21 protein-coding genes are annotated in these 26,352 nt (G+C 67.7%); 12 read left to right on the top strand and 9 right to left on the bottom strand.

The features are described from left to right. The first annotated feature begins 135 nt into the window (after positions 1 to 135). From prlC to HPA02_RS10480, 4 genes are all read left to right on the top strand, one after another. Positions 136 to 2,187, top strand: a complete 2,052-nt coding sequence (gene prlC / locus HPA02_RS10495; protein ID WP_146803143.1) for an oligopeptidase A — start codon at positions 136 to 138, stop codon at positions 2,185 to 2,187. Positions 2,188 to 2,443: 256 nt separating this feature from the next. After that, entirely contained in the window at positions 2,444 to 2,689 is a 246-nt protein-coding gene (locus tag HPA02_RS10490) for a YheV family putative zinc ribbon protein (protein WP_146803142.1), read from the top strand. Between the two features lie 249 nt (positions 2,690 to 2,938). Then, positions 2,939 to 3,919: a TAXI family TRAP transporter solute-binding subunit gene (locus HPA02_RS10485; protein WP_146803141.1), complete on the top strand. Its 981-nt coding sequence runs from the start codon at positions 2,939 to 2,941 to the stop codon at positions 3,917 to 3,919. Between the two features lie 72 nt (positions 3,920 to 3,991). Further along, complete coding sequence (locus HPA02_RS10480) at positions 3,992 to 6,154, top strand: TRAP transporter permease (RefSeq protein ID WP_146803140.1); 2,163 nt, start codon at positions 3,992 to 3,994, stop codon at positions 6,152 to 6,154. Positions 6,155 to 6,229: 75 nt separating this feature from the next. Here the strand turns inward: HPA02_RS10480 and metF are convergent, their stop codons facing one another. Next, positions 6,230 to 7,072, bottom strand: a complete 843-nt coding sequence (gene metF / locus HPA02_RS10475) for a methylenetetrahydrofolate reductase [NAD(P)H] (protein ID WP_146803139.1) — start codon at positions 7,070 to 7,072, stop codon at positions 6,230 to 6,232. Between the two features lie 258 nt (positions 7,073 to 7,330). Here metF and HPA02_RS10470 point away from each other — a divergent pair, with 258 nt between their 5' ends. Next, on the top strand, positions 7,331 to 8,263 hold the full coding sequence (locus HPA02_RS10470) for an AEC family transporter (protein WP_146803138.1): 933 nt from the start codon (positions 7,331 to 7,333) through the stop codon (positions 8,261 to 8,263). 24 nt (positions 8,264 to 8,287) lie between these two features. Here the strand turns inward: HPA02_RS10470 and HPA02_RS10465 are convergent, their stop codons facing one another. After that, entirely contained in the window at positions 8,288 to 8,941 is a 654-nt protein-coding gene (locus tag HPA02_RS10465; RefSeq protein ID WP_146803137.1) for a glutathione S-transferase family protein, read from the bottom strand. 129 nt (positions 8,942 to 9,070) lie between these two features. Between HPA02_RS10465 and HPA02_RS10460 the strand changes: the two genes are divergently transcribed. Then, positions 9,071 to 9,610, top strand: coding sequence for a TetR/AcrR family transcriptional regulator (locus tag HPA02_RS10460; protein WP_146803136.1), 540 nt, complete (start codon positions 9,071 to 9,073; stop codon positions 9,608 to 9,610). Between the two features lies 1 nt (position 9,611). Here the strand turns inward: HPA02_RS10460 and HPA02_RS10455 are convergent, their stop codons facing one another. The 7 genes from HPA02_RS10455 to HPA02_RS10425 all read right to left on the bottom strand — a co-directional run bounded on the left by HPA02_RS10455 (position 9,612) and on the right by HPA02_RS10425 (position 19,006). Then, positions 9,612 to 10,835 (bottom strand): GGDEF domain-containing protein, encoded by a 1,224-nt coding sequence (locus HPA02_RS10455; RefSeq protein ID WP_146803135.1) that lies wholly within the window; start codon positions 10,833 to 10,835, stop codon positions 9,612 to 9,614. Between the two features lie 84 nt (positions 10,836 to 10,919). Beyond that, positions 10,920 to 12,329 carry an adenosylhomocysteinase gene (gene ahcY / locus HPA02_RS10450; RefSeq protein WP_146803134.1) on the bottom strand — a complete coding sequence of 470 codons (1,410 nt, stop codon included), beginning with the start codon at positions 12,327 to 12,329 and terminating at the stop codon, positions 10,920 to 10,922. Positions 12,330 to 12,521: 192 nt separating this feature from the next. Continuing rightward, on the bottom strand, positions 12,522 to 13,742 hold the full coding sequence (gene metK / locus HPA02_RS10445) for a methionine adenosyltransferase (protein WP_146803133.1): 1,221 nt from the start codon (positions 13,740 to 13,742) through the stop codon (positions 12,522 to 12,524). 171 nt (positions 13,743 to 13,913) lie between these two features. Next, entirely contained in the window at positions 13,914 to 14,678 is a 765-nt protein-coding gene (locus HPA02_RS10440) for an ABC transporter ATP-binding protein (protein WP_186809970.1), read from the bottom strand. Continuing rightward, the gene (locus HPA02_RS10435; RefSeq protein WP_146803131.1) at positions 14,675 to 15,742 is read right to left on the bottom strand and encodes a FecCD family ABC transporter permease; all 1,068 of its coding nucleotides are present in this window, start codon (positions 15,740 to 15,742) and stop codon (positions 14,675 to 14,677) included. The genes HPA02_RS10440 and HPA02_RS10435 overlap by 4 nt, the downstream gene beginning before the upstream one ends. Next, entirely contained in the window at positions 15,739 to 16,896 is a 1,158-nt protein-coding gene (locus HPA02_RS10430; RefSeq protein WP_244945905.1) for an ABC transporter substrate-binding protein, read from the bottom strand. Before HPA02_RS10430 ends, HPA02_RS10435 begins: the two co-directional genes overlap by 4 nt. 55 nt (positions 16,897 to 16,951) lie before the next feature. After that, positions 16,952 to 19,006 (bottom strand): TonB-dependent receptor family protein, encoded by a 2,055-nt coding sequence (locus HPA02_RS10425; RefSeq protein WP_146803130.1) that lies wholly within the window; start codon positions 19,004 to 19,006, stop codon positions 16,952 to 16,954. Positions 19,007 to 19,095: 89 nt separating this feature from the next. Here HPA02_RS10425 and HPA02_RS10420 point away from each other — a divergent pair, with 89 nt between their 5' ends. From HPA02_RS10420 to HPA02_RS10395, 6 genes are all read left to right on the top strand, one after another. Beyond that, positions 19,096 to 19,827 (top strand): GntR family transcriptional regulator, encoded by a 732-nt coding sequence (locus tag HPA02_RS10420; protein WP_186809969.1) that lies wholly within the window; start codon positions 19,096 to 19,098, stop codon positions 19,825 to 19,827. Positions 19,828 to 19,977: 150 nt separating this feature from the next. Beyond that, positions 19,978 to 21,969: a transketolase gene (gene tkt, locus HPA02_RS10415; RefSeq protein WP_146803128.1), complete on the top strand. Its 1,992-nt coding sequence runs from the start codon at positions 19,978 to 19,980 to the stop codon at positions 21,967 to 21,969. Positions 21,970 to 22,137: 168 nt separating this feature from the next. Beyond that, entirely contained in the window at positions 22,138 to 23,163 is a 1,026-nt protein-coding gene (locus HPA02_RS10410) for a type I glyceraldehyde-3-phosphate dehydrogenase (RefSeq protein ID WP_146803127.1), read from the top strand. 37 nt (positions 23,164 to 23,200) lie between these two features. Then, on the top strand, positions 23,201 to 24,364 hold the full coding sequence (locus tag HPA02_RS10405; protein WP_146803126.1) for a phosphoglycerate kinase: 1,164 nt from the start codon (positions 23,201 to 23,203) through the stop codon (positions 24,362 to 24,364). A gap of 52 nt (positions 24,365 to 24,416) precedes the next feature. After that, on the top strand, positions 24,417 to 25,481 hold the full coding sequence (fba, locus tag HPA02_RS10400; protein ID WP_146803125.1) for a class II fructose-bisphosphate aldolase: 1,065 nt from the start codon (positions 24,417 to 24,419) through the stop codon (positions 25,479 to 25,481). Positions 25,482 to 25,661: 180 nt separating this feature from the next. Beyond that, positions 25,662 to 26,342, top strand: a complete 681-nt coding sequence (locus HPA02_RS10395) for an HAD family hydrolase (RefSeq protein WP_146803124.1) — start codon at positions 25,662 to 25,664, stop codon at positions 26,340 to 26,342. The last annotated feature ends 10 nt before the right edge of the window (positions 26,343 to 26,352 follow it).

Here is a 26,352-nt window from a genome sequence, read left to right as displayed (position 1 = left end):
TTTGCTCCGACCTGCCCCCAGCGCCCCTTAGCCATTCCGGCGCTAGTGATAACCCCAGCGTCGATAGCCCGGCGATTGAAACCCCGCCGCCGCATCCCCATCTAAGGCGTATTACCCGCTAGCGACGAGGCCCGCATGTCACATAATCCCCTGCTCGAGACCCATGAGCTGCCGCCCTTCGGCCAGATCCTGCCCGACCATGTCGTGCCGGCCATCGAGGAGCTGCTGAGCGAGAATCGCGAGGCCATCGAGCGGCTGGTGGTGCGGGCCGAGCAGGAGCCGCCCACCTGGGAGAGCCTGGCCGCGCCCCTGGAGAGCCTCAATGACCGCCTCTCCCAGGCCTGGTCACCGGTCTCGCATCTCAATGCCACCATGAACTCCGAGGCCCTGCGCGAGGCCTATCAGGCCTGCCTGGCCCAGCTCTCCGACTACAGCACCTGGCTGGGCCAACACGAGGGATTGTTCCGGGCCTACCAGGCCCTCAAGGACTCCCCCGCCTTTACGCGCCTCGATCAGGCCCAGCAGCGCAGCATCGATAACAGCCTGCGCGACTTCCGCCTCGCCGGGGTCGACCTGCCGCCGGCGCAGAAGCAGCGTTACGGCGAGATTCAGAGCCGCCTCTCGGAGCTTTCCAACCGCTTCTCCAACCAGGTGCTGGACGCCACCCAGGCCTGGCACAAGTCGCTGTCCGACGCCGCCGCCCTGAGCGGCCTGCCCGACAGCGCCCTGGAGACCCTGCGCGCCAATGCCGAGACCAAGGGCGAGGCGGGCTACCGCATTACCCTGGACTTCCCCAGCTTCTACCCGGTGATCAGCTACGCCGACGACCGGGCGCTGCGCCAGGAGGTCTATACCGCCTACGTGACCCGGGCCTCGGACCAGGGCCCCCAGGCGGGCCAGTTCGACAACGCCGCGGTGATCGAGGAGACCCTGGCCCTGCGCCAGGAGCTCGCCGAGCTGCTGGGCTTCGCCACCTACGCCGACTACTCCCTGGCCACCAAGATGGCCGAGTCGCCCCGCCAGGTGCTCGACTTCCTCGACGACCTGGCCCGGCGCGCCGTGCCCCAGGCCCGGGAGGAGTTCGATGAGCTGGCCGCCTATGCCCGGGACGAGCTGGGCCTCGAACGCCTGGAACCCTGGGATATCGGCTACGCCAGCGAGAAACTGCGCGAGGCCCGCTACGCTATCTCCCAGGAGCAGCTGCGCCCCTACTTCCCGGCGCCGCGGGTCATCGACGGCCTCTTCCAGGTGGTGGAACGCCTCTACGGCCTGAGCTTCGCCGAGGACCCGGAGGCGCCCCGCTATCACCCCGATGTGCGCTTCTACCGCATCCTCGAGCAGGGCCAGCCCATCGCCGGCTTCTACCTGGACCTCTATGCCCGCGAGGGCAAGCGTGGCGGCGCCTGGATGGACGAGTGCCGGGTACGGCGCCTCTGCGAGGATGGCGGCCTGCAGCTGCCGGTGGCCTACCTGACCTGCAACTTCACCCGCCCGGTGGGCGACAAGCCGGCCCTGCTGACCCACGACGAGGTCACCACCCTGTTCCACGAGTTCGGCCACGGTCTGCACCATATGCTCACCAAGCAGACGGTGGCGGATGTCTCCGGCATCAATGGCGTGGCCTGGGATGCGGTGGAACTGCCCAGCCAGTTCATGGAGAACTTCTGCTGGGAGCGCGAGGGCCTCGACCTGATCGCCGGCCATGTGGAGAGCGGCGAGCCGCTGCCCGAGGCGCTCTTCCAGCGCCTCCAGGCGGCCCGAAACTTCCAGTCCGCCATGGGCATGGTGCGCCAGCTGGAGTTCTCGCTGTTCGACTTCCGCCTCCACCACGAGCTGTCCGCGCCGAGCGCGGCCCGGGTACAGGCCCTGCTGGACGAGGTGCGCGACGCCGTCTCGGTGGTACCGCGGGCCGCCTTCAACCGCTTCCAGAACGGCTTCAGCCATATCTTCGCCGGCGGCTATGCGGCGGGCTACTACAGCTACAAATGGGCCGAGGTGCTCTCCGCCGACGCCTACAGCGCCTTCGAGGAGGCCGGCACCTTCGACGCCGCCACCGGCGCGCGTTTCCGCCGCGAGATCCTCGAGCAGGGCGGCGCCCGGGATGCCGCCGAGCTGTTCCGCGCCTTCCGCGGCCGCGAGTCCAGCATCGAACCGCTGCTGCGCCATAGCGGCATTCGTGCCGCTTGAATTGATGGTGCATCGCACTTTGGCGTGAATACCACCGTGGGAGCGCGGATTCCGCGCGATTATCGCCCGAAGGGCGATCCTGGCTGCCACCAGGGGCGACTTCGTCGCCCAATCGCCGAGGCGGCGGACCGTCGGCATAGCCAAACTCCCACGATGGCAAGCTGGAATCATCCATGTCGTGACTTCACGCTCATCCGTGATGAACCGAATTTATCGCCGCCGGCTCTCGCCCAGCGGCTATCGAGAGGCCCCAACCATGACTGTCCAGAAACGTTTTATCGCCGGCGCCATCTGCCCCCGCTGTGCGGAGATGGATCGCATCCGCGCCTGGGAACAGCACGGGGTGCGCTACCGGGAGTGCGTCAGCTGCGATTTCTTCGAGCAGTTGCCCATCGAGGAGGAGACGCCCCAGGAGCTGGAGACCCGGGTCAACCGCATCCGCGAGAGCCAGGCCCGCGATACCCTCCAGACGGTGAAGATCCTCGACCCCAAGAAGCCCTGATGTCGTGGGCCTCGACGTCGAGCCCCCGGCGCCCCTCGCCTCGCCGCCTCCGAGTTGTGCGGATTTCCGCACAACCGGCCGCGGCGAGGGTGCGGGGCTCCGCACAGATGGTGCGCCATCGGCTTCGACCAAGGTCGAAAGAGAAATCTCTAACACACTGATATTAAAGGACTAAAAAACGAGTGGCGCGTATTTGGCTATAGTCAGGAGGCAAACCGCAACAATCATAACTGCCTCAGGAGAGACGCCATGCGCCTTAATGCACGCCCGCTACTCACCCTCGCCCTCGGCGGCACCCTGCTGGCCGCCGCCGGCGCCCAGGCCGACCGCAGCGAGTGGCCGGAGAGCTTCACCATGGGCACCGCCAGCCAAGGGGGGACCTACTTCGTCTACGGGTCCGGCTGGGCCAACATGATCGCCGACGAGCTGGGCCTCTCCGGCGGCGGCGAAGTCACCGGCGGACCGGTGCAGAACCTGGCGCTGGTGCATACCGGCGATATCGCCTTCGGCATGACTACCATGGGCCCCGCCGCCGATGCCATGGCCGGCCAGAGCCCGCTGGCCCCGGGCATGGTGCTGGATAACGTCTGCGCCATGTTCCCCATGTACGAGACGCCCTTCTCGATCACCGCCCTGGCCAGCAGCAACATCACCAGCATCAGTGAGATCCCCGACGGCGCACGTATCGGCTTCGGCCCCGCCGGCTCCACCTCCGACACCTACTTCCCGGCGATTCTCGAGACCCTCGGCGTCGACTTCGAGCGGCGTAACGGCGGCTGGACCGACCTGGGCGGCCAGCTTCAGGATGGCCTGCTGGACGTGATCGCCTTCGCCGCCGGCATCCCGATTCCCGCGGTCAGCCAGTTGGAAGTGCAGAGCGAGGTGAACATCATCGAGTTCAACGAGGAAGAGCTGGCCACCACCCTGGAAAACTTCCCGGTGGCCGAGTTCTCGATTCCCGCCAGCACCTACACCACCCTGGAGGAGGATGCCCGGGCGGTCTCCATGTGGAACTTCGCCATCGCCGGCTGCGACCTGCCGGAGGACCTGGTCTACGAGGCGACCCGCCTGACCATGGAGAACAACGAGCGCATGCAGAGCATCCACCGCAGCGCCGTCACCACCATCCCCGAGAACGTGGTCCATAACAAGGTGCTGCCTTTCCATCCGGGCGCCGCTCGCTGGTTCACCGAGAACGGCTACGAGATCGACCCGGCGCTGATCCGCTAAGCGCCGTCGCGAGCCGCCCGCGGGCGGCTCGCCCCTCGTTCTCTTACCGTTCGTCCCTCAGGGGGAAGTTTCATGACCCAATCAACCGACCATCAGGCGCCCGACACCATCGCCCAGGGCGTCGACGAGGAAGCGGTGGAATCCAACCGCCGCCTCTATACCGGCTGGCAATGGATCCTCTTCGCCACCCTGGCCATCGCCTATGCCGGCTTCCACCTGGTGACCCTGAATATGCTGCCGATGGAGACCTGGTCCTATCGCATCGTGCATATCTGTGGCGCCCTGATTCTCGGCTTCGGTCTCTACACCGGGGCCCGCTTCGCCGAGGCCGAGGCCCCCTCGAGCCGCCCCTGGCTCGCCGGCCTCGGCTATCTGCTATTGCTGCCGGCCGCCTATGCCCTGCTACAGGTGTGGCTGATGCAGCGCGAACTGGCCGGCGGCGCCATGCGCATCGACGCCGCCGTGGAGGCCTGGCACTTCGGCTACCCGCTGATGCTGGCCACCTTCGCCACCATCGTGCTCTCCTGGTTCCAGCGCCAGCATCGCGAGCGCCTGGCCTCCGCCGACCTGGCGCTGATGGTCTGCGCCGTGGCCAGCGCCGCCTACTTGCTGCTGATCTATAACACCCCGATGCGCATGTCCACCGGCACCGCCTTCGCGCCGCCAGGCATCGCCTACGCCGCCATCGCCGGCTCGGCGCTGATCCTCGAGCTGACTCGCCGGGTCGCCGGCCTGGCCCTGGTGATCATCTCCGCGCTGTTCCTGGCCTATGTCTTCGCCGGCCCCTATCTGCCCGGTTTCCTCGGCTATCCCGGGCTCTCGGTGCAGCGTTTCTTCAGCCAGGTCTACACCGACGCCGGCATCCTCGGGCCGACCACCGCCGTGTCGTCGACCTATATCATCCTGTTCATCATCTTCGCCGCCTTCCTGCAGGCCTCCAAGGTCGGCGACTACTTCGTCAACTTCGCCTTCGCCGCCGCCGGTCGCGCCCGGGGAGGCCCCGCCAAGGTCTCGATCTTCGCCTCCGGGCTGATGGGCATGATCAACGGCACCTCGGCGGGTAACGTGGTCTCTACCGGCTCGCTGACCATTCCGCTGATGAAGAAGGTCGGCTACCCGGGCAAGAGCGCCGGGGCCATCGAGGCCGCCGCCTCCACCGGCGGGCAGATCATGCCGCCGATCATGGGCGCCGGCGCCTTTATCATGGCCGAGATCACCGGTATCCCCTACACCGAGATCGCCGTGGCGGCGCTGATTCCGGCGATCCTCTACTTCGCCTCCGTCTACTTCATGGTCGACTTCGAGGCGGCGAGGAAGGGCATGCAGGGCATGCGCAAGGAGGAGATCCCGCAGTTCCGCCGCCTGGTCAAGCAGGTCTATCTGTTCGCGCCCATCGTGATCCTGATCGCGGCCTTGTTCATGGGCTACTCGGTGATCCGCGCCGGCACCCTGGCCACCGCCTCCGCCGCCGTGGTCAGCTGGCTGTCGCCCTACAAGATGGGGCCGCGGGCGATCCTCAAGGCGCTGCAGCTGGCCGGCACCATGTCGATCCAGATCATCGCCGTCTGCGCCTGCGCCGGCCTGATCGTCGGGGTGATCTCGCTGACCGGCGTGGGCGCGCGCTTCTCTTCGCTGCTGCTCGGCCTGGCCGGGGTCAGCCAGCTACTGGCGCTGTTCTTCGCCATGTGTATCTCCATCCTGCTGGGCATGGGTATGCCCACCACCGCCGCCTATGCGGTGGCCGCCTCGGTGGTCGCCCCGGGGCTGATCAATATCGGCATCCAACCGCTGGTGGCACACTTCTTCGTGTTCTACTTCGCGGTGGTCTCGGCGATCACCCCGCCGGTGGCCCTGGCCTCCTATGCCGCCGCGGGCATCTCCGGCGCCAACGCCATGGGCACCTCGGTGACCTCCTTCAAGGTGGGCCTGGCGGCCTTTATCGTGCCCTTTATGTTCTTCTACAGCCCGGCGCTGCTGATGGAGGGCTCCTGGCTGCAGATCCTGCGGGTCGGCGTCACCGCCACCCTGGGCATCGTGTTGCTGGCCGCCGCCGTCCAGGCCTGGTTCTTCGGCCCGGTGAAGGCGTGGCAACGCCTGCTGATGCTGGTCGGCGCCCTGTGCATGATCTATGGCGGTATCTACACCGATATCGCCGGCCTGGCCATCGGCGCCCTGCTGTTCCTGATGCAGCGCGGCAGCCATGGCGGCGGCACCAAGGCCGCCACCTCCGGCTGATATCAACGCCCCCCGAAACGCCAAGGCCCCGCTCATCGTGATGAGCGGGGCCTTGGCGTTGGTAGATTGAAAACCTTAACCGCAGAGATTATCCAGGACCTTCAGGGTCGGCTCGGCTTGATTGAGCGTATAGAAGTGCAGCCCCGGGGCGCCACCCTCCAGCAGCCGCTGGCTCAGTTCGGAGATCACCTCTTCGCCGAAGGCGGCGATGGAGGCGCTATCGTCGCCATAGGCCTCCAGCTGCTTGCGGATCCAGCGCGGGATCTCGGCGCCGCAGGCGTCGGAGAAGCGCGCCAGCTTGGTGTAGTTGGTGATCGGCATGATGCCCGGCACGATCGGCGCCTCGACGCCCAGGGCCTGGGCCCGCTCGGCGAAATGGAAATAGGCATCGGCAGTGAAGAAGTACTGGGTAATCGCCAGGTTGGCGCCGGCCTTCATCTTGCGGGCGAAGTTCTCTAGGTCGCGCTCGAAGTCGGGCGCCTGGGGGTGGCACTCCGGGTAAGCGGCCACGGCGATCTCGAAGTGGTCGCCGGTCTCCTCGCGGATAAACTCCACCAGCTCGTTGGCGTAGCGCAGCTCGCCGACGCCGCCCATGCCGGAGGGCAGGTCGCCGCGCAGGGCCACCAGGCTATCGATCCCCTCCTCGCGGTACTGGGCCAGCAGGTCGCGCAGCTGGGCCTTCTCGCTGCCCACGCAGGAGAGGTGCGGTGCCGTGGAGATACCGCTCTGGCGCACCTGGCGCACCGTGTCCAGGGTGCGGTGCTGGGTGGAGCCGCCGGCGCCGTAGGTCACCGAGAAGAAGCGCGGTTGGCGGCCGGCCAGGGCATCGCGCACATGCATCAGCTTCTCGCGTCCCGCCTCGGTATTCGGCGGAAAGAACTCGAAACTGATCCCCAGCGGATGCTCTTGTGCACTCATCGACTCAACCCTCATCTCTTGGCTTGTGGCCCCCTGCATGGGGGCTCTCGTATCCAGCGCCCCGGAAGACCCCAGGGATTCAGGAAAGCATTGTGCCGACTCGGCGCACCTGAGACCAATGAAAGTTTCCCCGCCTCTGCTTCGAAATGGCTCATATTAGAGGTTATAGTTTTATGCCCTGGTTCATCGAGTCAGGAGGGCCACTGACAACTTGGGCCCGAGCCGGCATGATGGCCGCGATACCCAAGGAGAGGCCCCGTGGAACTCGCAAGCACTCTGATGACGCCGCTATGGACGCTGCTGGCCTTCGTCGGCCTGGGCTGGCTGGCGGCCCGCCGCCTGGCCATCGACCCGCGGCCCATCGCTACCCTGCTGATCTATCTGATCGCCCCCCTGACCTTCTTCCGTGGCCTGGTGCTGGGGGGGCCGACCCCGGCCTACCTGCTGCTGACCCTGGCCGCCTTCCTGGTGGCCAGCCTGCTCTGCCTGCTGGTCAGTCGCCTGGTGCGCCACGGCTTCGCCGATCAGGAGGCGGCCCTGCTGGCCTTCTCCGCCGGTACCGGCAATACCGGCTACTTCGGCCTGCCCATCGCCATGGTGCTGCTGCCCCCGCAAGGCGTGACCCTCTACCTCTTCTGCGTGCTGGGGATCACTCTCTATGAATTCACCCTGGGCTTCTACATCAGCGCCCGTGGGCGTTTCTCGGTGCGCGAGAGCCTGCTCAAGATCTTTCGCCTGCCGCTGATCTACGCCTTCGCCGCCGCCCTGCTGGTCAGCGGCCTGGGGCTCGGCATCCCGGCCCCGGTGATGCAGGGCCTGGAGGCCTTCCCGGCCACCTATACCCTGCTGGGGATGATGATCATCGGCATGACCCTGGGGCGGGTCTCGCTGCGCGAGGTCGATGGCCGCTTTATCGGCGCCTGCGTGGCGGTGCGCTTCGCGCTCTGGCCACTGCTGGCCCTGGCCCTGGTGCTGGGCCTGCAGGCGATGCTGCCCCTGCCGCCGGAGATGGCCCTGGCGCTGTTGCTGCTGGGGGTGGTGCCCATGGCCGCCAATGTGGTGGTGGTGGCCATGGAACTGGGCATCGCCCCGGCCAAGGGGGCCCTGGCGGTGCTGATCACCACCCTGGCCGCCCCCCTGGTGATTCCGCTCTATCTGAACTGGATGATGGGCGTGACCGGCCTGGGCTAGGCTAGGTCCGAAAACTGGCGGCGCCTAATCGAAGCGCGGCGCCACCAGCACCCGCCGTCCGGCGGGACGCTCGCGCAGCCGTTCGAGGTAGGCCACCAGCACCGAATGCGGCGCCAGCAGTGGCGCCGCCTGGGGCAGGTTCGCCAGGTAATCCAGCATGGGCGCGAGCAAGGCATCGGCCAGGGTCAGGCGCTCCCCCAGCAGGTAGGCCCGATCTCCCAGTTGCGCTTCCAGCAGGGCGAGCATGCGGCCGACCTCGGGGGTGGCGGCCGCCACCTCGGCCTCGCGCACCCGGCCCTCCGCCCCCTTGGGGAAGACGAACTCCAGCAGGTAACGCCGCACCAGGGCCCGATCCACGTAACCGGCCAGGGCCGCACACCATTGATCGACCTGCGCACGCTGCCAGGCATCCTCCGGCTGCAAGGCGGGCCCGTCGAAGGCCGCATCCAGGTAGCGGCAGATGGCCACACTCTCGTAGAGGCGCCGCTCCCCGTGCAGCAGCACCGGGATCTTGCCGAAGGGGTGGAGCGCCAGATGGGCCGGCGAGTGCAGGGCGACGGGCTCGCCGTCCACGACCATGCCCAGGGTATAGGCGATGCCTTTCTCCTCGCAGCAATACTGGACGCTACGCACGAAGGTGCTGAACTGGGGGCCCAGGATATGTACCGATGCGACCATGAGGATCTCCCGATGGTTAGAGGGTGTTCCGACACCCTAGCCCGCGGCACCATATGATCAAGAACATAAGGTGCGCTCGTGGCAGACTAGGGCCACCGCCCTGTTGCCGCCGCGAGGAGGCCGACGCCCATGCCCTGGCATCCCGACCACAAGGCCCAGAGCCGCGAACGCATCCTGGACACCGCGGCCCGCCTCTTCACCCGCCACGGCTTCGCCGGCGTGAGTATCGATACCCTGATGCAGGAGGCCGGCCTGACCCGGGGCGCCTTCTATGCCCACTTCGCCTCCAAGAGCGAACTCTATGCCGAGGCCATCGTCACGGCGGCTCGGCAAGGCGTCGAGCGCCTGGGGCAAGGGACGACTCCCGAGGCCCGCGAGCGCTACCTGAGCCGTGAACACCTGGAGAGCGAGGCCGGTCTCTGCCCGCTGGCCAGCCTGGTCAGCGACGTGGCCCAGCAGGACCCGCGGGTGCGGGAGAGCTATACGCGGCTCTTCCGAGGCTTTATCGAGCGTGCCGCTGGCGGGGAAGACGCTCGTCAGCGGGCCCTGCAGCGGGCGGTGATGATGATCGGCGGACTCGCCATCGCCCGCACCCTCAGCGACGAGGCTCTCGCCGAGGAACTGCTCCAGGCCTGTCGACGGGGAGTCGAGGCGGACGCCGACCGCTGAGTCAGAAATCGTCCAGGGAGGGCCAGTCCTCTCCTTCGCGATACCCCGAACCGTCCCCCTTGAGCTCGTCGACGTCTTGCGTGGTCTCGCGGCGCGCCGCCCGTACCCGGCGCTTGTCATGGTACATCTCGCTGTCGACCCGCTGGATCAGGGTGTCCATGTCCACCCGGGCATCGTTCCAGGGCTCGTAGGTGAGCCGGCCGACGCTGGCGGTGATGGGTCGCTCGGGGTCGGCGGTCAGCCGCTGCCCATCCAGCGCCTGCCGGAGCGCCTCGGCCCGCTGCCGACACGCGGCGCGACCGCTACCCGGCAGCACCACCAGGAATTCGTCGCCGCCCATGCGGCAGGCCAGCTCCCCCTTGCCGACGATGCCCCGCAAGGCCGCGGCCACGGCACAGATCAGCTCGTCGCCGGCGGCGTGCCCCAGGGTGTCGTTGATCGGCTTGAGATGATCAACATCGATCAGCAGCAGCGACAGCGACCAGCGCATCTCCTGCTGGCAGTTGGCCAGGGAGCCCTTGAGGAAGGCCATGCCCCGGCGCCGATTGGGCAGCCCGGTCATGGTGTCGAAGTTGGCCAGTTGCATCAGTTCCTGATGCTGCTGGGCCAGGCGATCATAGGCGACACCGAGTTCCGCGTTGCGCTTGGCCAACTCCATGCGCAGGGTCGCGGCGCGAGTGAAGTTGAAGTAGCGCACCTGGGAGAGCAGTGGCGAGATCAGGGCGCCGATCAACAGGAAGACGCCACCGTACTGCCCCAGGGTAAAGAAGCTGAAGGGGCTCCACAGCAGGAAGCAGAACAGGTAGGCGACGATCACGAAAGCGTCGAGCAACAGCATCTTGCGCCAGTGCCAGACGGTGGCCACCGGCACCAGCACGAAGAGCGCCAGGGCGGTACTGATGTTCCAGAAGAAGAAGATATCGGTATCGTCGATCAGGGCGGCGCCCCAGGCCATGAAGAGCCCCGCGCCCAGGCCACTGATCAGCAACGCCAGCTCGCTGCGCTCCGGGTGGCCGTGCTGCCAGAACAGGCAGGCGACGATCAGGCCGATGCTGCCCAGGCGGCCGGCCCACAGTTGCGGCCAGTGAGACGGGAGCAACCAGTAGTCGAAGGGCAAGTAGCAGAGCAGACCGATCACCGCGCAGAGCAGGAAGGCGGCATTGACACGCGCCTGCTGGCGGCGCTCCTCCTGCGCCGCATCGAGATTCAGGTCTGCCAGCATCATGGCTGCCTCCAGCGAGCATCCTGCTCACCTGTGAAACGTTAGCGGCGAGCCAGGGGAGGTCCCGCCGCCAGCACCTGCCGTACCTCAGTAACGATAGGCGTCCGGTTTGTAGGGCCCAGCCACCGGTACCCCGAGATAATCTCCCTGAGCCTCGGTGAGCCGTGTCACCACGCCGCCGAAGCCCTCCACCATATAGCGCGCCACCTCCTCATCCAGCGCCTTGGGCAGCACCGAGACGCCCAGCGCCGCCGCCTGATCCGCGGCCGGCAATTCGGCGAAGCGCCCCGCGTAGAGGTGGATCTGGGCCAGCACCTGGTTGGCGAAGGAGCCGTCCATGATCCGCGACGGATGGCCGGTGGCATTCCCCAGGTTCACCAGGCGTCCCTCGGCCAGCAGGATCAGGTAATCGTCGCTGTCCGGGGCGAAGTCGCCCGGGTCGCTATCCCGATAGACCTTGTGGACCTGGGGCTTGACCTCCTCCCAATGCCACTGGCGACGCATGTAGGCGGTGTCGATCTCGCTGTCGAAGTGGCCGATATTGCACACCACGGCGCCCTTCTTCAGCGAGCGCAGCATGGGCGCATCGCAGGCGTCGATATTGCCGGTGGCGGTGACCACCAGGTCGATCTTCGCCAGCAGCCCCCGATCGATGCTGTCCATGCCGCGATTGATGCCGTCGAGATAGGGGGAAACCACCTCGAAGCCATCCATGCAGGCCTGCATGGCACAGATGGGATCCACCTCGCTGACCTTGACGATCATCCCCTCTTGGCGCAGCGAAGCCGCCGAGCCCTTGCCCACGTCGCCATAGCCCACCACCAGCGCCTGCTTGCCGGCCAGCAGGTGGTCGGTGGCGCGCTTGATGGCATCACTCAGGGAGTGGCGGCAGCCGTACTTGTTGTCGTTCTTCGACTTGGTGACGGCATCGTTGACGTTGATGGCCGGCACCCTGAGGCTGCCGTCGCGGAGCATCTCCTGGAGGCGATGCACGCCGGTGGTGGTCTCCTCGGAGATGCCGTGGATGGCCTCCAGCCGCTCAGGAAACCGCTCATGGAGCAGCTGGGTCAGGTCGCCGCCGTCGTCCAGCACCAGGTTGGGGGTCCAGCCATCGGGGCCGCCGACGGTCTGCTCGATGCACCACCAGAACTCCTCCTCGGTCTCGCCCTTCCAGGCGAAGACCGGGATGCCGGCCGCGGCGATGGCGGCGGCGGCATGATCCTGGGTGGAGAAGATATTGCAGGAGGACCAACGCACGCTGGCGCCCAGGGCCACCAGGGTCTCGATCAGCACCGCGGTCTGGATGGTCATATGGATGCAGCCGGCGATACGTGCGCCGGCGAGGGGCTGCTGGTGCTGATACTTGCGACGAATCGCCATCAGCGCCGGCATCTCGGTCTCGGCGATGCGAATCTCGCGGCGGCCCCAGTCGGCCAGGGAGAGATCGGCGACCTTGAAATCACCAAGGTCGGCGGGGGACACGGCGGCTTGGGTCATGCGGGCACCTCGGTTGCGGCGATGGGTTATAAACGCATTGACTCCCACTATAGGCAGTACGTTCTGCCGCCACCACGCGGATGCCTAAACGCCTTCGGCACCATAAACACTGGATACCGCCATGCGGACGCCTAAACGCCCGCGCCCGGCACGAGGCCGGGCGCGGGGAGTAACGCTGGGACGGGGAGGCGCTTAGAGGCCGGCGGCGTCGCGCAGCACCTGCGCCTTGTCGGTCTTCTCCCAGGGGAAGGCGATAAAGGTCTCGGTCTGGGATTCGCCGCCGTTATCGGTCCAGGTATAGGAGGTCTCGAAGGGCTCGCGGCCGAAGTGGCCATAGGCCGCGGTGAGGCGATACATCGGATGCTCCAGGTCGAGCATGCGGGTGATGGCATAGGGGCGCAGGTCGAAGTGCTCGCGCACCAGTTCGATGATGCGTGCGTCATCGACCTTGCCGGTACCGAAGGTGTTGACCGAGACCGAGGTCGGCTCGGCCACGCCGATGGCGTAGGAGACCTGGATCTCGCACTTGTCGGCGAGCCCCGCGGCGACGATGTTCTTGGCCACATAGCGACCGGAATAGGCGGCGCTGCGGTCCACCTTGGAGGGGTCCTTGCCGGAGAAGGCGCCGCCACCGTGGCGCGCCATGCCACCATAGGTATCGACGATGATCTTGCGCCCGGTCAGACCGCAGTCACCCACCGGGCCGCCGATCACGAACTTGCCGGTCGGGTTGATATGGTAGCGGGTGGTCTCGGTGAGCCACTCGGCGGGGATCACCTGCTCGATGATCTCGCGCTTGACCATCTTGCGCAGCTCTTGCTGATCGATGCTGGGGTCGTGCTGGGTGGAGAGCACCACCGCCTCCACGGCGCAGGGCTTGCCGTCGGCATCGTAGCGGAAGGTGACCTGACTCTTGGCGTCCGGGCGCAGCCAGGGCAGCAGGCCGTGCTTGCGCAGCTCCGCCTGACGCTCCACCAGGCGATGGGCGTAGTGGATCGGCGCCGGCATATAGGAGTCGGTCTCGTTGGTGGCATAACCGAACATCAGCCCCTGGTCGCCGGCGCCCTGATCCTCCGGCTTGCTGCGATCGACGCCCTGGGCGATATCCACGCTCTGCTTGCCGATCAGGTTGAGCACGCCGCAGGTCTCGCCGTCGAAACCCACGTCGGAGGAGGTGTAGCCGATATCGGTGATCACCTCCCGGACCAGCGCCTCCAGGTCGACCCAGGCGCTGGTGCTGATTTCGCCGGCGACGATCGCCACCCCGGTCTTGACCAGGGTCTCGCAGGCCACCCGGGCGTTCTTGTCCCGGGCGATAATGGCGTCCAGCACCGCATCGGAGATCTGGTCGGCGATCTTGTCCGGATGCCCCTCGGACACGGACTCGGAGGTAAACAGGGAGTATTCGCTCATGGCGGTCCTCGACCCTCTGGAAATGGGATGGCGGCATCTGGGCTCGAAGCCAGGGTAAAGCCGATACGACGCGAATGAGGAGACACCTTCGCCCTTGCGCCGCGGCCGGAGGCGAATTCTACACCCTCACCGCCGGGGTTCCTACCGAAGCCCGCCGATCCGGTGCCGCTCTCACAGGCCCAGCGCCTGGATGCGCGGTCGCGCATCGGGTCCGGCCTCCACGGCGAGGCGCACGTCGAACAGGGGCTCGAGCCGCTCGGGGGTCAGGCACGCCTCCACCGTCCCCGAGGCCAGGCAACGCCCCTCCTTCAGCAACCAGCAGCGATCGGCGAAGCGGGCCGCCAGGTTGAGATCATGGAGCGCCAGCAGCACGGTGCGCCCCGCATCGGCTTCACCACGCAGCCATTCCAACACCCTCAACTGCTGGTGCAGGTCCAGGGCGCTGGTGGGCTCGTCCAGCATCAGCACTCGGGGGCGACGTACCAGGGCCTGGGCGATGGCGACCCGTTGATATTGTCCCCCGGAGAGGCTGGCGAGGCGCCGCTCCGCCAGGGCCTCGAGCCCCATGGCACTCAGCGTCGCCGCGACCCGCGCCAGGTCCTCGCCACGCACGCGCCCGGGATACAGGGTCTTCAGCGACAGCAGCACCGCCTCGTGAACGCTCAGCGCCGCCTGGCTGCCACCCAGTTGCGGCAAGTAGTAGCAGGTCGCGCGGCGCTGGGCCGGGGGCAGGGTCATCAGGTCACGCCCGTCCAGGCTCGCCGATACCCTGGCCGGCTCGATGCCTGCCAGCGCCCTGAGCAGGGTCGACTTGCCGGCCCCATTGGGGCCCAGCAGGACGGTAATGGCTCCGGCGGGAGCCACCAGCGGGCCGTCGATGGCCAGCCGCCCCTCCAGGCTTACGCGCCGTACCAGCAAATCCTCGGATGATATCAAGATGACCTCCGGCGACGCAGAATCAGCAGGAAGAAGGCGGGCAGCCCGGCCAGGGCGGTAATGATACCGATGGGTAGCACCAGCCCCGGCACCACCAACTTGCTGGCCAGGTCGGCAATGCACATCAGGCTAGCGCCGCACAGCGCCGAGAGCGGCAGGAAGTGGCGCTGCTGTTCGCCCACCAGCAGGCGTGCCATATGCGGCGCCACCAGGCCGACGAAGCCGATGGTGCCCACCGCCGCGACCACCACCGCCGTCAGCAGCGCCATGGCCGCCAGCACGCCTAACCGCAGACGATCCACCCGTACGCCCATGGCCTGGGCCGAGACGCGCCCCAGACGCAAGGCACTCAGTTGCCAGCCCAGGCATCGACATAACAGCAGGCAGGCCACCAGTACCCCGGCGATCAAGCCGAGCTTGAGGCCGGACGGCCGCGCCAGGCTACCCAGCGACCAGAACACCAGCTGTTGCAAGGCATCCGGCGAGGCCAGGTACTGCAGTAGCCCCAGCAGGGCATTGAAGGTGAACATGGTGGCGATCCCCAGCAGTACCAGGGTATCCAGTCCGACGCCCCTCAGCCGGCCGAGCAGATGGATCGCCCCCGCCGCCAGCAGGCTGAAGACGAAGGCATTGCCCGCCGCCGCCAGGTGCCCCGCCAGGGGCAATAGGCTGATGCCGGCCACCACCGCCAGGGCGGCACCGAAGCTGGCCGCCGAGGCCAGCCCCAGGGTAAAGGGATCGGCCAGGGGATTATCGAGTACGGTCTGCATCTGGGCGCCGGCCACCGCCAGCCCGGCGCCGGCCAGTAATGCCAGCAGCGCCGTCGGCAGGCGGATCTGCCATAGGGTGATGCGCACCAGCGGGCTGGCCTGCTGCGGCTGCCACAGGGCCCGCAAGACCTCCCCCGGGGGGTGATTGCCCGGCCCCAGCAGCAGGTCGGCGAGGAAAGACACGAGCAACAGGCCCAAGCCGGCCAGCAACCAGGCACGATGCCGGGCCTCCCGGCGATGAAACCCGGTATTCAGGGCCACTTGCCCCGCGTCACCGCTGGCTTCCAGGTTCATGGCGCCTCCTCTCTCAGCGAGGCCCAGAAGGCCCCTTCCGCCGACCACGGCAGGAAATCATCATGCAAGCGGCGCCACAGGGCCTCCGGATCCAGGTCGACCATGGCCTCAGGGTGCAACCACTTGGCCAGGCGCTGTACGGCCACGAACTGGAAGGGAGTGTTGTAGAACTGATGCCAGAGTGCATGCACGCGCCCGGCACGCACCGCGGCCAGTTCGGGCCAGCCCTCACGCGACTCGATCAGCCGCGTCATCGCGGCCCGGGCCTCGGCGGCACGGGTATCGTAGCCCATCGGCACGGCCGTCTCGCGCAGTCCCTGCCAGGCACCGCCGGTCATGACGATGACCTCGGGATCCTCGGCCAGGATCCACTCGGGGTGCAATCGCCCGAACACGCCCGGCAGGCGCTCCGCGGCGATATTGTCACCGCCGGCCAGGCGCACCACCCGCCCCAGGTTGTCGTCTCCTACGCTGCGACAGCAGTCCGGATGCAGCCCCGCCGCGGTCTCGATCAGTACTCGGGGGCGCCGCTCGGGGAGCCGGGCCGCCACCGCGGCGAGGCTCTGCCGGCGCAGCGTCAGCAGGGCCTCGGCCCGAGCCTCGGCGGCGAACAAGCGCCCCAGCAGGCGCACGCTGGGTGCCAGATGGCGATCCGGCTCGGTCAGGAAGTCGACGAATACCACCGGAATCCCCGCCGCCTCCAGCACCGCCAGGGCCGGGCCATCCGCGAGTGTCGGCCAGGCGGCCAGGTCGAAGACGATGGCGTCGGGCTCCAGGGCCAGGGCGCGCTCGAGGCTGAATTCGCCGTTGGCCGCCTTGCCGAAGGTCGCTAGTCGCTCGGCGCGGGGGAAACGTTCCCGAAGGCGCGCCCAGACATCACCATCGAAGCGCCTGAGCTCGTCCCGCCAGCCCACCAGGGGCGCGAAGGGATCCTCCGGGCGTAGCACCGCCAGGGTGTATAGCAGGCGCCCCTCCCCCAGGATCACCCGCTCGGCGCCATGGGGAATGGTGACCTCGCGACCGGCCAGGTCGGTTACCGTGACCGCCTCGGCGGCGAAGGCGCCCGGGGCCCAGGCCAGTAGCAAGGCGCCGAGCAGCCGCCGGGCCAGGCGCATCAGCGGCCTGAGTCGTGCAGAAAGATGCAATGACATCATGTGTTCCCTATCGCGGGCCGGCCTGCCCGGAGCCTCCCAGGCAGGCCGGCCGGGCTCAGAAGGTCATGTCTAGCCCCAGGCTATAGGCACGCCCGGGCAGCGGCACCCGGCCAACCGGGCTGACATCCACCCCCCGGAAGAAGGCATCGGCATCGGTCAGGTTATGGGCCCCCAGGGTCAGGCTGGCATCGACCGCCACCGGGAGCCGATAGGCGAGGCTCGCATCCAGCTGCCAGTAATCGGGCTGCTCACCGGCGCTGCCGTCAGGCGTCTCCGCCTCGGTGTTGGCGGCATCGGAGAAGCTCTCGGCCACATAGCGACCGTTCAGGCCCAGGGTCCAGTCGCCCTGCTCCCAGCCCGCATAAAGGTTGAGCAGATGCCGCGGCGCATTGGGCACCTCATTGCCGGCATGCTCACCGTCACGCTGCTCGGTATCGAGCCAGGTCCAGGTGCCCTCCAGGCTCAGGGGAGCATCGCTCGGCGCCCAGGCCAGGCGGGTCTCCAGGCCCTGGTAGCGGGTGCGGCCGAGATTCTTGAGGCTATTATCCGGCTGCTTGACGATCTGGTCCTCGTTATCGATGACGAAAGCGGTGGCCTCGGCCTGCCAGGCCCCGGCGGTGTAGCGTCCCCCCAGCTCGTAGTTCCAGGCGGTCTCGTTGGCCACATCGCCCGGGTTGGTGACCTGGGCCAGCTGCACCGGGGTCAGAGAGCGCTGTCCGGTGGCGAAGAGATACCAAGCCTCGCTGGCCTCGAAGCCGACGGTCAGGCCCGGCAACCAGGCCTCGGCGACATTCTCGTCCTGGCCGTCACCCAGGGCATCGGCGAAGTCCATCTCGGCCCGCTCGTAACGCAGCCCCGGCGTCAGGGTCCAGCCGCTGTCGCCGAGCCGCCAGGTATCGCTGATATAAGCGGCCACGGCCCGGGTCTCGAAGTCCCAGCGACGCACCTCGTTGGTGGTGCCACTGGCCAACTCTTGCCGGTCGACGTCGAAATCGACGCTCTCCTCCAGGTAGCGAGCCCCCAGCATCAGGGTATGATCGCCGTGGCGCAGGGCCAGGCGCGGCTCACTGGCCCAGACCCGGAAGGGGCGCGGCGAGTTGGCGACATGGGTGGTGGGCGCCGCCGGATCGGCCCAGTGAAAGCCGGTGCCCAGGCTCTGGCCGAACCAAAAGGTGCGATCACTGCGATGGCCGAAGTGGCGCCAGCTGAAATCCACGTCCTCGTTGGGTTGCCAACGCCAGGTCAGGTGCCCTCGCCAGGTATCGGCCTCGAAGCGATCATGAGGGCGCTGGGAATCGCTACGGTCGTCTTGGTATGCCTCGGGGGAGAGGGCGCCCGGCAGTTCGGCATCCACCCGGTAATACTGCAGCTGGCCGCTCAGGGTATGGGCCTCGCCGAGCGCCAGCTCGCCGTCGAGGATGAAGTTGTCGACTTCGGTATCGCTGTGCTCCCGGCTCCCCTCGCCGCGGACCAGATTCGCCTGGAACTGCAACCCCAGCCGCTCATTGACCTGGCCACCGACCCGCAGATAGTTGTCACTCAGCACATGGCCGGTGGCCTCGTCCACGGTCAGCCGCTCGCGCAGTTGAGTCTCGGGCTCGTAGGGGATCCCCCGGGTCACGAAGTTCAGTACGCCGCCGACATTGTTGGGGCCATAGTGAACCGCGGCCCCGCCGCGCACTACGTCCACTCGCTCCAGGGTAGGCAGGGTCACCGGAAACAACGAGACGCCGATGTTACTGTAGGGCCCCAGGGCCACGGGGATACCATCGACCAGGATCTGGACTCGCTCGCTGCGCCGCGGCGACAGGCCACGCACCCCGATATTGGGCAGGATGCCGGTGCCGGTCTCGTCCTGGACATGCACCCCCGGCACCCGCGCCAGGGCATCCTCGAGATGGCGTACCTCGCCGGCCTCGAGGGTCGATTCATCGAGGCCGAGCCGCCCCCCCGGCGTGGTGCGGGGATCCGCCCGGGTCGCCCCCAGCCAGTCGCTGGAGACCACCAGGGTATCGAGGGTGAGCTCCCCCTCGGCCCAGGCGGCGGGAGAGAGGAACGAGGCGGCCAGGATGGCCAGTGACAGCGGCGCAAGGCGGTGGCGCGAATGCATAGCGGATCCCGTTGCTAATGATTATCAAAGACGAGGCGAGATCATATATAATTGGCGCCAATCTGCAAGGGAAATTGCCGGAGGAGTTCATGACAGAGCCGACCCATAGCAACGAACTGGCCTGGCTGCAGGAGCAGCTACGCCTGGGCATGAGCGGCGGGCGCTTTCCCGCGGGCAGCTGGCTGCGCCAGGATGCCCTGGCGGAGCAATACGGGGTGAGTCGCTTCGTGGTGCGCGGCGCCCTGGAGCGACTGGCGGAACTGGAGAGCATCGAGCACGTGCCGAACCGCGGCTATCGCGTGCGCCACTGGAGCCTGGAGGAACGCCACGAGCTCACCGAGGCGCGCTTGGTGATCGAGCAGGCCATGGTGCCGTTGATGATGGCACGCAAGACACCGGCGGGGATGGCCGAGGCCCGCCGGGCACTCCACGACTTCGAGCGCGCCGCGGAAAGCCTCGACGGCGAGGCCCTGGCAATGACCAACCATGCCTTCCATCGCGCCCTGGCCGATCTGACGGAAAACGCGGCTCTGGCCCGCCAGGTCAACTGGCTGCGTGAGCAGGGCCTGCGCGGCGCCGGCCCGGGCTGGCCCAAGGCCGGCGGAGTAGCACGCAGCCTGGCGGAGCACCGCGAGATGCTGGCGGCCCTGGAAAGGAACGACCCCATCGCCCTGCAAGGCGCCATCCAACGCCACCTGACCGCCTGGCAGGAGCGCCAAGCGACGACGGCCGCCGGCACCAGGCCCAGCGAAGGGGGCGCCTGCCACCGGAAAAATGGCGCCAATCCTGTGTCACCACGCACGCCCCCGGAGATGATTTGAAGGCCGCGCCCCATTCGGCGACAATAAGCGACCAAAATCGACCGCGCCGCCGCATTTCGCGGCGCATCCCAGCCAGGATCCACGTCCGGCCACGCCCCAGGCCCGACCGTGTCACCGCATACTATCTGCCCTAGGCGAGGAGCTGCCCCCATGCCGTCCCGTTTCGAACTGGCCAACGCCATTCGCGCCCTGTCCATGGATGCCGTCCAGAAGGCCAAGTCCGGCCACCCCGGCGCCCCCATGGGCATGGCCGATATTGCCGAGGTGCTGTGGAACGATCACCTCAAGCATAATCCGGCCAACCCCCACTGGGCCGACCGCGACCGCTTCGTGCTCTCCAACGGCCACGGCTCCATGCTGCTCTATTCCCTGCTCCACCTGACCGGCTACGACCTGGACCTGGAGCAGCTGCAACACTTCCGCCAGCTCCACTCCAAGACCGCCGGCCACCCGGAGCTCGGCTACGCCCCCGGCGTCGAGACCACCACCGGCCCCCTGGGCCAGGGCCTGGCCAATGCGGTGGGCATGGCGCTGGCCGAGAAGACTCTGGCCGCCCAGTTCAACCGCCCCGGCCACACCATCGTCGACCACACCACCTGGTGCTTCCTCGGCGACGGCTGCCTGATGGAGGGCATCTCCCACGAGGTCGCCTCCCTGGCCGGCACCCAGCAGCTCGGCAAGCTGGTCGCCTTCTATGACGACAACGGCATCTCCATCGACGGCGAGGTGGAAGGCTGGTTCACCGACGACACCGCCAAGCGCTTCGAGGCCTATGGCTGGCACGTGGTGCCCAATGTCGACGGTCACAAGCCCGAAGAGATCCAGGCCGCCATCGAGCTGGCCAAGACTCACGACGACAAGCCGAGCCTGATCATCTGCAAGACCATCATCGGCTTCGGTGCCCCCAACAAGCAGGGCAAGGAAGAGTGTCACGGCGCACCCCTGGGCGACGAGGAAGTGGCCGCCGCCCGCGAGCAGCTGGGCTGGCCCCACGCCCCCTTCCATGTCCCCGAGGAGATCTATCAGGGCTGGGATGCCCGCCAGCGCGGCGAGCAGCTGGAGAGCGACTGGGAGGCGCGCTTCGCCCGTTACGCCGAGGCCTTCCCCGCCGAGGCCGCCGAGTTCCGGCGCCGCCTCAAGGGCGAACTGCCCAAGGCGCTGACCAGCGAGAAGCTGATCGAGGACGCCCAGGCCAAGGGCGAGACCGTCGCCAGCCGCAAGGCCTCCTTCCAGTGCCTCAACGAGCTCGGCCCGCAGCTGCCCGAGCTGCTCGGCGGCAGCGCCGACCTGGCGCCCTCCAACCTGACCTTCTGGAAGGGCGCCCAAGCGATCTCCCCGGAGGCCCCCGGCGGCAACTACCTGCACTACGGGGTGCGCGAGTTCGGCATGGGCGCCATCATGAACGGTATCGCCCTGCATGGCGGCTTCGTGCCCTATGGCGCCACCTTCCTGATCTTCATGGAGTACATGCGCAACGCCGTGCGCATGGCGGCGCTGATGGGCCAGCAGGCGGTCTACGTCTTCACCCACGACTCCATCGGCCTGGGCGAGGATGGGCCCACCCACCAGCCCATCGAGCAGCTGACCAGCCTGCGCTCCACCCCCAACCTGGCCACCTGGCGCCCCTGTGATGCCGTGGAGACCGCCGCCGCCTGGGATGCCGCGGTCAAGCGTCACGCCGGCCCCACGGCGCTGGTGCTATCGCGCCAGAACCTGCCCCACCAGGAACGCGACAAGCACCAGCTGGCCAATATCCAGCGCGGCGGCTATGTGCTGCGCGACTGCGACGGCACCCCCGAGCTGATCCTGATCGCCACCGGCTCCGAAGTGGGCCTGGCTATGGACGCCGCGGCCCAACTGAGCGAGCAGGGCAAGGCGGTGCGGGTGGTCTCCATGCCCTCCACCGACGCCTTCGACGCCCAGGACGCCGCCTACCGCGAGTCGGTGCTGCCCAAGGCGGTCACCGCGCGTCTGGCCATCGAGGCCGGCCACCGCGACTTCTGGTTCAAGTACGTGGGCCTGGACGGCGATATCGTCGGCATGAGCGGCTTCGGCGAGTCCGCCCCGGCGGGCGACCTCTTCAAGCACTTCGGCTTCACCGTCGACAACGTCGTCGAGCGCGCCCAGGCGCTGCTGGGCTAAGCGACGCGGCCCCGCCCGAGGCGAGGCCGATCAACAAGCAACGGGCACCACTCCTTCGAGTGGCGCCCGTTGTCGTTACGGCCATGCCCCACCGGCGGCCTGCATCGGCGGCGCTTTTGCGCTAGAATCGCCCACTCTCAACGAGTCACGGGAACGAGTGCCGACGCCATGGCCTATCGCATCGCCATCAACGGATATGGCCGTATCGGCCAGTGCGTGCTGCGCGCCCTGGTGGAGCGCGCCCAGGAGCTGGGCGGTACCCCGCTGGAGGTGGTGGCCATCAACGAGCTCTCGGACCTCGAGACCATCGCCTACCTGACCCGCTACGACACCACCCACGGGCGCTTCCCCGCCACCGTGGAGGCCGAGGGCGGTCGGCTGCTGATCGACGATCACCCCATCCATATCCTCTCCGAGGCCGATCCGGACCGCCTGCCCTGGGCCGAGCTCGATATCGACCTGGTGCTGGAGTGCTCCGGCAGCTTCAAGGATCGTGCCACCGCCGAGCGCCACCTGGCCGCCGGCGCCAAGCGCCTGCTCTTCTCCCAGCCCGCCGAGAGCGACGTGGACGCCACCATCGTCTGCGGCATCAACGACCGGAGCCTGGCGGCGAGCCAGCGCATCGTCTCCGCCGCCTCCTGCACCACCAACTGCCTGGTGCCGGTGCTCACCGTGCTCGACGAGGCCCTGGGCGTGGCCCACGGCGTCACCACCACCATCCACTCGGCGATGAACGACCAGCCGGTGATCGACGCCTACCACCAGACCGATCTGCGTCTGACCCGCTCGGCCATGCAGTCCATCGTGCCGGTGGATACCGGCCTGGCGCGCGGCCTCAACCGCCTGATGCCGCACCTGACCGATCGCTTCGAGTGCCTGCACGTGCGGGTGCCGACGATCAATGTCTCGGCCATGGACCTGGCCATCTGCGTCGAGCGCGATACCAGCGCCGCCGAGGTCAATGCCCTGCTGCGCGAGGCCAGCCAAGGCCGCCTGGCGGGACTGCTCGGCTATACCGAGGAGCCCACCGCCTCCATCGACTTCAACCACGATCCGCGCTCGGGTATCGTGGACGCCACCCAGACCCGGGTGGCCGGCGGCCGCCTGGTGAAGATGCTGTGCTGGTTCGATAACGAATGGGGCTTCGCCAATCGCATGCTCGACGTGACCCAGCGCCTCGCCGCCCTGGATTGACCCACCCCTGGCTTGCCTAACCGAGGAACACGTGCCGATGAACGTACGCAAGATGACCGACCTGGAGCTCGCCGGAAAGCGAGTGCTGATCCGCGAAGACTTGAACGTGCCCATCAAGAATGGCCGTGTGACCAGCGATGCGCGACTGCGCGCCGCCCTGCCCACCATCGAGGCGGCCCGGGATGCCGGCGCCAGGGTGATGCTGATGAGCCACCTGGGCCGCCCCACCGAGGGCGAGCCCGCCGAGGAGTTCTCCCTGGCGCCGGTGGCCGAGCGCCTCGGCGAGCTGCTGGGTCGCCGGGTCACCCTGATCAAGGACTACCTGGACGTGGCCCTGGATCTGGCCAATGGCGAGGTGGTGCTGCTGGAGAACGTGCGCTTCAATGCCGGCGAGAAGGGCGATGACGAGGCGCTGGCCAAGCAGTATGCGGCCCTCTGCGACCTCTTCGTGATGGACGCCTTCGGCACCGCCCACCGCGCCCAGGCCTCTACCCACGGCGTGGCGCGCTTCGCCCCCGAGGCCTGCGCCGGACCGCTACTGGCCCAGGAACTGAGCGCCCTGGAGCAGGCCCTGGCCACCCCCAAGCGGCCCATGACCGCCATCGTCGGCGGCTCCAAGGTCTCCACCAAGCTCGACGTGCTGACCGCCCTCGCCGAGAAGTGCGACCAGCTGATCGTCGGCGGCGGCATCGCCAACACCTTTATCGCCGCGGCGGGCCATAACGTCGGCAAGTCGCTGCATGAGGCCGACCTGATCGAGCAGGCCAAGGCGCTGATGGCCCAGGTCGAGATCCCGCTGCCCAGCGATGTGGTGGTGGCCACCGAGTTCTCCGAGAGCGCCACCGCCGTGGTCAAGCCGGTCGACCAGGTCAATGATGACGAGATGATCCTGGATATCGGCCCCGAGACCGCCGCCCGCCTAGGCGCGCTGCTCGAGGACGCCGGCACCATCCTGTGGAATGGCCCGGTGGGCGTCTTCGAGATCGACCAGTTCGGCAAGGGCACCGAGGTGATCTCGAAGGCCATCGCCGCGAGCGGCGCCTTCTCCATCGCCGGCGGCGGCGATACCCTGGCGGCCATCGACAAGTACGGCATCGCCGAGAAGGTCTCCTATATCTCCACCGGCGGCGGCGCCTTCCTCGAGTACGTGGAAGGCAAGACCCTGCCGGCCGTCGCGGCCCTGGAAGCCGCGGCCCAGTAACCCATCGAATCCCGGGCGGCCCGGCGCCGCCCACCCAAACACAGGTGAGATCATGGCACTGATCAGCATGCGCCAGATGCTGGACCACGCCGCCGAGCGCGGCTATGGCATCCCGGCCTTCAACGTCAACAACCTCGAGCAGATGCGCGCCATCATGGAAGCCGCCGACGCCACCGACTCCCCGGTGATCGTCCAGGCTTCCGCCGGCGCCCGCAAGTACGCCGGGGCCCCCTTCCTGCGCCACCTGATCCTGGCCGCCGTGGAAGAGTTCCCGCATATCCCGGTGGTGATGCACCAGGACCACGGCACCAGCCCCGCGGTCTGCCAGCGCTCCATCCAGCTCGGCTTCTCCTCGGTGATGATGGACGGCTCGCTGGGCGAGGACGGCAAGACCCCCATGGACTACGACTACAACGTCGACGTCACCCGGCGCACCGTGGCGATGGCGCATGCCTGCGGCGTCTCCGTGGAAGGCGAGCTGGGCTGCCTGGGTAGCCTGGAGACCGGCATGGCCGGCGAGGAAGACGGCATCGGCGCCGAGGGCAAGCTGGACATGGATCAGCTGCTCACCGACCCGGAAGAGGCCGCCGCCTTCGTCAAGGCCACCCAGGTGGACGCCCTGGCCATCGCCATCGGCACCAGCCACGGCGCCTACAAATTCACCAAGCCGCCCACCGGCGATACCCTCTCCATCCAGCGCATCAAGGAGATCCACGCCCGCATCCCCGACACCCACCTGGTGATGCACGGCTCCTCCTCGGTGCCCCAGGAGTGGCTCGAGGTGATCAACGAGTATGGCGGCGCCATCCCCGAGACCTACGGCGTGCCGGTCGAGGAGATCGTCGAGGGCATCAAGTACGGCGTGCGCAAGGTCAATATCGACACCGACCTGCGCCTGGCCTCTACCGGTGCCGTGCGTCGCTTCCTGGCCCAGAACCCGGCCGAGTTCGACCCGCGCAAGTTCCTCAAGGAGACCGTCTCCGCCATGCGCGATGTCTGCATCGCCCGCTACGAAGCCTTCGGCACCGCCGGCAACGCCAGCCGCATCAAGCCGATCAGCCTGGAAGCCATGGTCGGCCGCTACGACAGCGGCGAGCTGGATCCCAAGATCAACTAAGGGATTCCACGATGAGGGCGGCCCACGGGCCGCCCTTTTCTATGCCTGCCGGGCGATTCGGGCAGGAAAAATGACAAGGTTTATGAACAGCGTTCACAAAATTCCGAAAATGGGCTTCAATAGTGGGTAGGTCGGCCGATATCTGAAACAATGGCGACGCAAGCGCGAGAGGTTGAGGCGATGACGACTCCCCACTGTCTGTTGTTCGATTGCGATGGAACCCTAGTCGATAGTGAGCCCCTGTTGGCGGACGAGATGGCCACCAGCCTGACCGCCGTGGGGCTGCCCTTCGTCGCCGAGGACTATATGGGGGAGTTTCGCGGCGCCCGCTTCATGAATATCGTCGGCGAACTGCAGCGCCGCCACGGCGAGGTCGACCCGGAACGCCTCAAGGCCAGCGAGGCGCGCATGCGCAGTCGCCTGGCGGAGCGCCTGGTCAGCGAACTGACCCTGCTGCCCGGGGTGCGCGAGGCCCTCGATAGCCTGGCCCGGATCCCCCACGCCGTGGTCTCCAACGGTCCCGAGACCAAGATTCGCGCCAGCCTCGAGGCCACCGGCCTCAGCGACTACTTCGGTGACCACCTGTTCAGCGGCTACTCGGCCCAGTGCTGGAAGCCCGATCCCTGCCTCTACCTGCATGCCGCCACCATCATGGGCTACGAGGCCCGCCACTGCGTGGCCATCGACGACGCCATCGTCGGCGTCAAGGCGGCCCTCGCCGCCGGCATGACGGTGATCCACCTCAACCGCTTCCCCGACGTGGAGACCACCCCGGCGGGAGCCATCGCCATCAGCAATATGCATCAGCTACCCACGGTGATCGAGCACCTCAGCCGGCGCCCCACCGCCGCGGCCCATTAGGCCACTACGC

Source organism: Bisbaumannia pacifica (assembly GCF_007989625.1).
In the GTDB taxonomy this organism is placed as follows: domain Bacteria; phylum Pseudomonadota; class Gammaproteobacteria; order Pseudomonadales; family Halomonadaceae; genus Bisbaumannia; species Bisbaumannia pacifica.
This window is presented reverse-complemented; position numbering and strand designations above follow the sequence as displayed.

Excerpts from the sequence above, each read along its gene's own strand:
- prlC (WP_146803143.1), top strand. The coding sequence starts at position 136 with ATGTCACATAATCCCCTGCTCGAGACCCATGAGCTGCCGCCCTTCGGC.
- HPA02_RS10490 (WP_146803142.1), top strand. The coding sequence starts at position 2,444 with ATGACTGTCCAGAAACGTTTTATCGCCGGCGCCATCTGCCCCCGCTGT.
- HPA02_RS10485 (WP_146803141.1), top strand. The coding sequence starts at position 2,939 with ATGCGCCTTAATGCACGCCCGCTACTCACCCTCGCCCTCGGCGGCACC.
- HPA02_RS10480 (WP_146803140.1), top strand. The coding sequence starts at position 3,992 with ATGACCCAATCAACCGACCATCAGGCGCCCGACACCATCGCCCAGGGC.
- metF (WP_146803139.1), bottom strand. The coding sequence starts at position 7,072 with ATGAGTGCACAAGAGCATCCGCTGGGGATCAGTTTCGAGTTCTTTCCG.
- HPA02_RS10465 (WP_146803137.1), bottom strand. The coding sequence starts at position 8,941 with ATGGTCGCATCGGTACATATCCTGGGCCCCCAGTTCAGCACCTTCGTG.
- HPA02_RS10460 (WP_146803136.1), top strand. The coding sequence starts at position 9,071 with ATGCCCTGGCATCCCGACCACAAGGCCCAGAGCCGCGAACGCATCCTG.
- HPA02_RS10455 (WP_146803135.1), bottom strand. The coding sequence starts at position 10,835 with ATGATGCTGGCAGACCTGAATCTCGATGCGGCGCAGGAGGAGCGCCGC.
- ahcY (WP_146803134.1), bottom strand. The coding sequence starts at position 12,329 with ATGACCCAAGCCGCCGTGTCCCCCGCCGACCTTGGTGATTTCAAGGTC.
- metK (WP_146803133.1), bottom strand. The coding sequence starts at position 13,742 with ATGAGCGAATACTCCCTGTTTACCTCCGAGTCCGTGTCCGAGGGGCAT.
- HPA02_RS10435 (WP_146803131.1), bottom strand. The coding sequence starts at position 15,742 with ATGAACCTGGAAGCCAGCGGTGACGCGGGGCAAGTGGCCCTGAATACC.
- HPA02_RS10430 (WP_244945905.1), bottom strand. The coding sequence starts at position 16,896 with ATGATGTCATTGCATCTTTCTGCACGACTCAGGCCGCTGATGCGCCTG.
- HPA02_RS10425 (WP_146803130.1), bottom strand. The coding sequence starts at position 19,006 with ATGCATTCGCGCCACCGCCTTGCGCCGCTGTCACTGGCCATCCTGGCC.
- HPA02_RS10420 (WP_186809969.1), top strand. The coding sequence starts at position 19,096 with ATGACAGAGCCGACCCATAGCAACGAACTGGCCTGGCTGCAGGAGCAG.
- tkt (WP_146803128.1), top strand. The coding sequence starts at position 19,978 with ATGCCGTCCCGTTTCGAACTGGCCAACGCCATTCGCGCCCTGTCCATG.
- HPA02_RS10410 (WP_146803127.1), top strand. The coding sequence starts at position 22,138 with ATGGCCTATCGCATCGCCATCAACGGATATGGCCGTATCGGCCAGTGC.
- HPA02_RS10405 (WP_146803126.1), top strand. The coding sequence starts at position 23,201 with ATGAACGTACGCAAGATGACCGACCTGGAGCTCGCCGGAAAGCGAGTG.
- fba (WP_146803125.1), top strand. The coding sequence starts at position 24,417 with ATGGCACTGATCAGCATGCGCCAGATGCTGGACCACGCCGCCGAGCGC.
- HPA02_RS10395 (WP_146803124.1), top strand. The coding sequence starts at position 25,662 with ATGACGACTCCCCACTGTCTGTTGTTCGATTGCGATGGAACCCTAGTC.